This is a genomic window from Phycicoccus avicenniae (genome assembly GCF_018139485.1).
GTDB classification, from domain to species: domain Bacteria; phylum Actinomycetota; class Actinomycetes; order Actinomycetales; family Dermatophilaceae; genus Phycicoccus; species Phycicoccus avicenniae.
Window position 1 is genome coordinate 330,417 of the sequence record NZ_JAGSNF010000004.1, and the last position, 6,915, is coordinate 337,331.

Here is a 6,915-nt window from a genome sequence, read left to right on the forward strand (position 1 = left end):
GGGTCCGCGGCGGCGCTGCCGGGGTGAGTCGCGGGACGAGCGGGTAGGCCACCGGGGTCATCGTCCGTCGCCGACCCCCGGAGTCTCCCGTGTCCGAGACCGCACCCGCTGTCCCCACCCGCCCCCGCGCCGTCCTGCTCGACGTCGACGGCACGCTCGTCGACTCCTCCTACGTCCACACCCTCGCGTGGTGGCAGGCGCTGCGCGAGCACGGGCGCATCGTGCCGATGGCCCGCATCCATCGCGCGATCGGGCTCGGCTCGGACCGCATCGTCGACCACCTGCTCGGCGAGCACCGCAGCGGCGACGACGAGGCCGTCGTCGCCTCGCACGGCGCGCTCGTCGCCGCGTGGCACGAGCGGATGGTCCCGCTCCCCGGGGCCCGTGACCTGCTGCGCCGGTGCCACGACGAGGGCCTGACCGTCGTCCTGTCGACCTCCGCCGGGGCCCGCGACGTCGCCGCCCTGCGGGCGGTCCTCGACGCCGACGAGTACGTGGACGCGGTGACGACGAGCGCCGACGCCGAGCACAGCAAGCCCGCCACCGACATCCTCGAGACCGCGCTCGAGCGGATCGGGGTCCCCGCGACCGAGTGCGTCTTCGTCGGCGACGCCGTGTGGGACGTCGAGGCCGCGCGACGCATCGCGATGCCGTGCATCGGCCTCGAGTGCGGCGGGACGAGCGCCCACGAGCTGCGCGAGGCCGGCGCCGTCGGGACGTACGCGACCCCGAGCGACCTCGTCGCGCACTGGCAGGACTCGGCGCTCGCCGGCAGCTGACGACGGTGCGCCGGCCTCCGACCGACTCGAGGCCCGCCACCCGCACGGCACGAGGCCCGGCCCCCTCCGGGTGCCGGGCCTCGCCGCTCGGTCGGCCCGCGGGTCAGCGTCGTCGGGCCGGTGGAGGGCGCGTCAGGACGAGGCGGCCGTCGTGTAGACGTCCTCCTCGACGGAGCCGAAGTACGGCCCGTACATGACGTCGGTCTCCCCGCGGTAGCCGAAGGAGTTCACCGAGTTCAGGGTCCCGTCGGTGATCCAGCCTCCGCCGGAGGACCCGCCGGTCATGCTGCACGGCAGGCGGTGGTCCGTCGTCCCACGGGTGTCGACCCCGGCCGTCCCCGAGCACTGCCACAGGTCCTGGCCGTCGTAGGGGCTCGCCGCCGGGTAGCCGTAGGCCTCGAAGGTGCGGTTGTAGCCGAGGTCGAAGCCGATCGGGTAGGACCCGACGACATCGGTGAGGCTCTGGCCGGAGGCGTTCTCGTTCATGACCGCGAAGCCGACGTCGTGGTTGTAGTCGCCGCTGTTCGCCCAGGCGGACGGCGTGAGCAGCGTCTCCGCGGTCCAGGTGCCGTAGGGGCGGCTGTCGTTGTCGTACGCGGGCACGAAGGCGAAGTTCGTCGCGTAGGCGCCGGGGCCCTCGTTCAGGCAGTGGCCGGCCGTCGTCACGACGTCGCCGTTCGCGCTGTCGGTGGCGGTGCCGGAGCACACGTAGTTCGAGCCGCCGAGGGTGAAGAAGACCTTGCCGAGCTCCGGCTGGACCGGGACCTGGACGGCCTCCGCGGCGGCGGCCTTCACCGGCTTGCCCTTGGCCGGGTCGACCTTCTGGCCACGGGGCGTCGCGTTCTTCATCCGCTCGGGCGTCCAGTAGTCGACGACGGCCTGCTGCTGGTCGACGGTGCGGGCGGCGGCGTGGCTGGCGACACCGTCCGGCGCGTTGCCGGGGGCGGCAGCGCTCGTCGGGGTGGCGACGAGCGCGAGGGCCAGGGCCGTGGCGCCGGTGAGGGCGCCGACGGCGGAACGAGGGGTGCGCATGGGTGCGGTCCTTCGGTCGGGGACGGGGTCGTCGGCGGCGCGGTGTGGCACGCCGTCGACGTGCTGCCCGACGCTAGGCGCGCCTCGGTAAGGCCCGGGTCAAACGGGTCTCCGAGGTCGCCCAAGTCTTCGTCAAGTCCGCCGGGGATGGTCCACTGGGGCGATGCAGGAGCGACCCGACCCCGACGTGGACGTCCTCGTCGTCGACGGCGCGAACGTCGTCGGGGCCCGTCCCGACGGCTGGTGGCGCGATCGCGCGGGCGCCGCGGCGCGCCTCCACGACCGGCTGGTGGGCAGCGACCTCGCCCCCACGGTCGTGCTCGTCCTCGAGGGGGCGGCCCGGTCCGGTGTCGTCGCGGGGCGGTCGGGGTCGGTGGTCGTCGTCCACGCCCCGGGGAGCGGGGACGACACGGTGGTCGACGAGGCGTCGGCCGCCGCCGAGGGCGGGACGGTCCTCGTCGTCACCGCCGACCGGGGCCTCACCGCCCGGGTGCACGAGGCCGGCGCCGAGGTCGTCGGCCCGGGGTGGCTGTTGGACCGGACGTCCCGGTGACCGCGGGTGCTCAGGCCGCGGCGGCCCGGGACAGCGCGGACCGCAGCACCCCGACGCCGCGCTCGACGTCCTCGCGCCGCACGTAGGGCGCGACGGACAGCCGCAGCACCGGCCCCTCGTCGGTGGCCCCGCACCACAGGTCGACGTCGTGCGCGTGCAGGGTCCGCAGGAGGGCCTCCGGCTCGACGTCCGGCAGCCGCACCGACACCATCGCCGGCGAGCGCGGAGCCGCCGCGAGGGTGCGGACGCCGGGCACCTCGAGGAGCAGCTCCTCGCCGAGCCGGGTGAGGTCGTGCCAGTGCTCGTGGAGGCCGTCGGTCTCGAGGTCGCGCTGGTAGCCCACGGCCTCGGGCCCGACGAGGTGGCCGATGACGTCGTCGGTGCCGGCCCAGGAGAAGCGGGACGGCAGGTCGTCGGACTCGGCGTACCAGCTGGTGACGACGGGTCGGAGGTCGTCGACCTCGTCCGGCGGCGCGACGAGGAAGCCGGTGCCCTTGGGCATGTGCATCCACTTGTGCAGCGTGAGGCAGGTGAAGACGCCGGGACGGGCGGCGGGCACCGGCAGCATCCCCGCGGTGTGGGCGCCGTCGACGATCGTCGTGACCCCTGTGCCGGACAGCGCCTCCGCGACGGCGTCGACGTCGTTGACCTGCGACCACGGGCTCGTCACGTGGCTGAGGACGACCGCCCGGGTCCGCGGGCCCACGGCGCCGAGCAGCCGGTCGACGAGCCCCTCGAACCGGCCGTCGACGGTCTCGACGTCGACCCCCCGCCGGGCGAGCATCCGCATGAGGACGACCGTCGCCTCGTACTCGCGGCTCGTCGTCAGGACGTGGTCGCCCTCGCGCAGGCCGAGGTGGTCGACGACGGTCTGCATCGCCGTCGTCGAGTTGCGTACGAAGACCCCGCGCGGCCTGGCGATGCCGAGGTGGTCGCACACCCGTACCCTCGACCGCTCGAGGAGGGGGAACATCCGCTCGTGGTAGAAGGCGGGGAAGTCCGCCTCGGCCTCGGCCCGCAGGCTCCGCGCGGCGCGCAGTACCGGCTCCGGGGTGGCGCCGAACGACCCGTGGTTGAGGAACAGCTTGCCCGCGAGCAGCGCGTAGTCGTCCCGTCGGTCCATGGCTCACATCCTGCCCCCGGGACGCCTCGTCGGCGCGGCGAGGCGTCCTGGGAGTCGCCACCGAGGTTCCTGACCGGGCGCTGGACGGTCGGGAGCGTCGCCGTCCGGAATACCGCGGACGACGACCGTGCTGGACCGACCATGACCGTTCCCACCATCACGCTCAACGACGGCTCGACGATCCCGCAGCTCGGCTTCGGGGTCTTCCAGATCGACCCGGACGAGACCGCCGCCGCGGTGTCGAAGGCGCTCGAGATTGGCTACCGCCACATCGACACCGCGCAGATGTACGGCAACGAGCGGGAGGTCGGCGAAGCCATCCGCGACTCCGGGATCCCCCGTGACGAGATCTACGTGACGTCCAAGCTCAACAACAGCTTCCACCGGCCGGACGACGCGAAGCGCGCGTTCGGCGAGACGATGGACAAGCTCGGGCTCGACCGGCTCGACCTGTTCCTCATCCACTGGCCGCTGCCGACCCGGTACGACGGCGACTACGTGTCGACGTGGCGCACGATGACCTCGTTCGTCGAGGACGGGCGCCTCACCTCCGCCGGGGTGTCGAACTTCCAGCCCGCGCACCTGCAGCGCATCGTCGATGAGACGGGCGTCGTGCCGGCGATCAACCAGATCGAGGTGCACCCCTACTTCGGCAACGAGGAGGCCCGCGCCGCCAACGCCGCCCACGGCATCGTCACCGAGGCGTGGTCCCCGATCGCGCAGGGCAAGGTCCTCGACGACCCGGTGCTGCAGGAGATCGCCGACGCCAAGGGGAAGTCCACCGCCCAGGTCGCGCTCCGCTGGCACATCGAGCGGGGCGACGTCGTCTTCCCGAAGTCGGTCACCCCGTCGCGGATGCAGGACAACTTCGACCTCTTCGACGTCGAGCTGACGCCGGACGAGGTGTCCCGGATCTCCGGCCTGGACCGGGGCGAGGAGGGCCGCACCGGCCCGAACCCGGACTCCTTCGACTACATCCCCGACTGAGCGCACGGGTCCGCGGACCCGACGCCGCACGACGACGCCCCGGCTCCGACGAGCCGGGGTGTCGTCGTGCGGGCGGACGGTCAGGCCCGGGCGACGAGGTCGCCGTGGAGGACGACGAACCAGCCGTCGGGGGCCTGCGCCCAGGTACGCCAGGCGCCCGCCAGGACCTCCAGCTCCGCCCGGGTGGCCCGCCCGTCCTCGACGAGCTGGTGGCCCAGCGCTGAGCCGGTGAGACGGTCGGCCCACGTGCCGCCCCACGATGCGCGCTCGTCCGGGGTCGCGAAGGACCACGTCGACGCTCCGACGTGCGGCTCGGCGAACCCGGCCGCCTGGGCCCAGCCGAGCAGGCGGCGGGCGGCATCGGGCTCGCCGCCGTTCGAGCGTGCCGTCTCCCGGTAGAGCGAGAGCCAGGTGTCCAGGCCCGGGACGGCCGGCCACCACGTGAAGGCGCCGTAGTCGGCGTCCCGGGCGGCGACGACCCCGCCGGGGCGGCAGACCCGGCGCATCTCGGTGAGGGCGAGCACGGGGTCGGCGACGTGCTGGAGCACCTGGTGGGCGTGGACGACGTCGAAGGTGTCGTCCGGGAAGGGCAGGTCGTGGACGTCGCCGACGACGAGGTCCGCCGCGACCCCTCGCCGGTGCAGCTCGGCGGCGGTGAGGCCGAGGGCCTCGTCGGTCGCCTCGAGCGCGGTCGTGCGACCCGGGGCAACGATCCCGGCGAGGTCGGCGGTGATCGTGCCGGGTCCGGAGCCCACGTCGAGCAGGGTGTCCCCCGGTCGCAGGAGCGGCAGGAGGGCGGCGGCCGAGTTCTCGGCGGTGCGCCACCGGTGCGAGCGCAGCACGGGCTCGGCGTGGCCGTGCGTGTAGGGCGTCATCGTCCCACGGTCCTCCCGGTGCGGACCGCTGTCGCCGCCCGCCCGCGATGTGGTCAGCGGGTGTCCGCCGGGGCGCCGCTGACGAGGCGGTCGCCGAGCTCCCGCCACCGCTCGCGCAGCACGCCCGGCGCCTCCTCGAGCGGCAGCGCCGACCACACCCCGTCCTCGTCGCGGGTCGCGAGACCGAGGTCGGCGAGGCGGTCCAGGGCGTCCGGCACCTCGAAGTCGACGCCGTCACCGCACCGCTCGTGCAGTCGGCCCTCGACCCGCTCGTCGACGGCGTCCGCACCGGCTGCCCCGTCGAGCAGCCCGCGGTAGGCGAGGACGGCCTCCTTGACGTCCTCCCGCTCTCCGGCGTCGAGGACGGTGAAGAGCACCCCGGGGCCGTCGGCCAGGGTGCGGACGTACAGCCCCTCGGACAGCGACTGGAGGTACTTCGTCCTCCGCTTCTCGTACTTCGACCACTGCCGCCACAGGAAGCTGCCGAGCGCCGCGAACGCGCCGAAGAGGGTCGCCAGGACGCCGGTGCTGATGTCCGGGGCGCTCTCGCGCAGCCCGAGGTAGGCCGCGGCGAGGAGGGCGAGGAAGCCGACGGCGCTCGCGAGCCGGGTCACGGCGACGACGACGCCACCGACTACGGCCGGGACCCCGATGAAGATCTTGTCGACCGTGCGCATCGAGACGCGGGTGCCCGGCAGGAGCATCTCGACGTCGGGGACCGGCACGTTCTGGAACAGCTTGACGTGCTCGCTGCCGGGGGTGAACGCGAGCTTGTCGAGATCCCGTCCGGACGCGGTGAAGTGCTCGGCAGGGCGGTAGCGGGCGTACATCGCGACCCGGTCGTACTCGTCGAACTCGATCGTCCGACGGCGCAGCCCCCACCACCGGCGGACGGTCTGGTCGGACCGGTGCACCCCGCGCCGCCACAGCCGCAGCACCTCGAAGTCGTCGAGGTCGACCTCGACGCGGACGGCGAAGACCGCCGACTCGCCGAGCGCGTCGTCGAGCACCTCCCGCGGCAGCTCGTCGTAGTTCGCCCGGTCGAGGAGGTCGGCGAGGTCGTCGAGGAGGGCGTCGCCGCCGGCCTCCGCGGCGCCTCGGGCCCGGACCCACCGCTCCCGGTAGCGGGCGTGGACGACCGCCCCGACCGCGTCGGACACGGCACGGACGTCGTCGGCGGTGGCGTCGTCGAGACCGTCGACCGCGAGGTCGACGGCGTCGGCAGTGGTCATCGGGAGGTACCGGGACCTCGGCAGGGAGGTCCCGGCGGCGGGCGCTGCAGCGGGCTCGTCCGACATCCGCCCAGTCTTGCGCACCCCCGCTCGGCCCCGAGGCCGCCCCGGGGAGGATCGACCCCGTTCCAGCGGGGTCGATCCTCCCGCGGGGCGGTCCGCCCTCGGACGAGATCGGGCAACACGCAGACGTTCGTGGCCATCCCCCTGCGTGTTGCCGGATGTCGACGGGTGCTGCGGGGACGGAAGTGGGGGGGCCCCCCCGGGCCGGGGGGGGGGCCCCCCCCCGGGGGGGGGCCCCGCCCCCCCCGCGGCGGGGGGGGGCGGGCCCGCC

7 protein-coding genes are annotated in these 6,915 nt (G+C 74.4%); 3 read left to right on the forward strand and 4 right to left on the reverse strand.

The window, feature by feature from the left end; translation table 11 throughout:
• Window positions 1–89: 89 nt before the first annotated feature.
• Window positions 90–779, forward strand: a complete 690-nt coding sequence (locus KC207_RS05470; protein WP_211601884.1) for an HAD family hydrolase — start codon at window positions 90–92, stop codon at window positions 777–779.
• Between the two features lie 132 nt (window positions 780–911).
• On the opposite strand, the gene KC207_RS05475 is transcribed toward KC207_RS05470, so the two are convergent.
• On the reverse strand, window positions 912–1,811 hold the full coding sequence (locus tag KC207_RS05475) for a trypsin-like serine peptidase (protein WP_249138573.1): 900 nt from the start codon (window positions 1,809–1,811) through the stop codon (window positions 912–914).
• A gap of 163 nt (window positions 1,812–1,974) precedes the next feature.
• Between KC207_RS05475 and KC207_RS05480 the strand changes: the two genes are divergently transcribed.
• Window positions 1,975–2,364 carry a hypothetical protein gene (locus KC207_RS05480; RefSeq protein WP_211601885.1) on the forward strand — a complete coding sequence of 130 codons (390 nt, stop codon included), beginning with the start codon at window positions 1,975–1,977 and terminating at the stop codon, window positions 2,362–2,364.
• Window positions 2,365–2,374: 10 nt separating this feature from the next.
• On the opposite strand, the gene KC207_RS05485 is transcribed toward KC207_RS05480, so the two are convergent.
• Complete coding sequence (locus KC207_RS05485) at window positions 2,375–3,487, reverse strand: aminotransferase class V-fold PLP-dependent enzyme (protein WP_211601886.1); 1,113 nt, start codon at window positions 3,485–3,487, stop codon at window positions 2,375–2,377.
• Between the two features lie 141 nt (window positions 3,488–3,628).
• On the opposite strand from KC207_RS05485, the gene KC207_RS05490 reads away from it, so the two are divergent.
• The gene (locus tag KC207_RS05490; protein ID WP_211601887.1) at window positions 3,629–4,474 is read left to right on the forward strand and encodes an aldo/keto reductase; all 846 of its coding nucleotides are present in this window, start codon (window positions 3,629–3,631) and stop codon (window positions 4,472–4,474) included.
• A gap of 80 nt (window positions 4,475–4,554) precedes the next feature.
• On the opposite strand, the gene KC207_RS05495 is transcribed toward KC207_RS05490, so the two are convergent.
• Window positions 4,555–5,349, reverse strand: a complete 795-nt coding sequence (locus tag KC207_RS05495) for a class I SAM-dependent methyltransferase (RefSeq protein WP_211601888.1) — start codon at window positions 5,347–5,349, stop codon at window positions 4,555–4,557.
• 53 nt (window positions 5,350–5,402) lie between these two features.
• The gene (locus KC207_RS05500) at window positions 5,403–6,647 is read right to left on the reverse strand and encodes a DUF3754 domain-containing protein (protein ID WP_211601889.1); all 1,245 of its coding nucleotides are present in this window, start codon (window positions 6,645–6,647) and stop codon (window positions 5,403–5,405) included.
• Window positions 6,648–6,915: the final 268 nt, after the last annotated feature.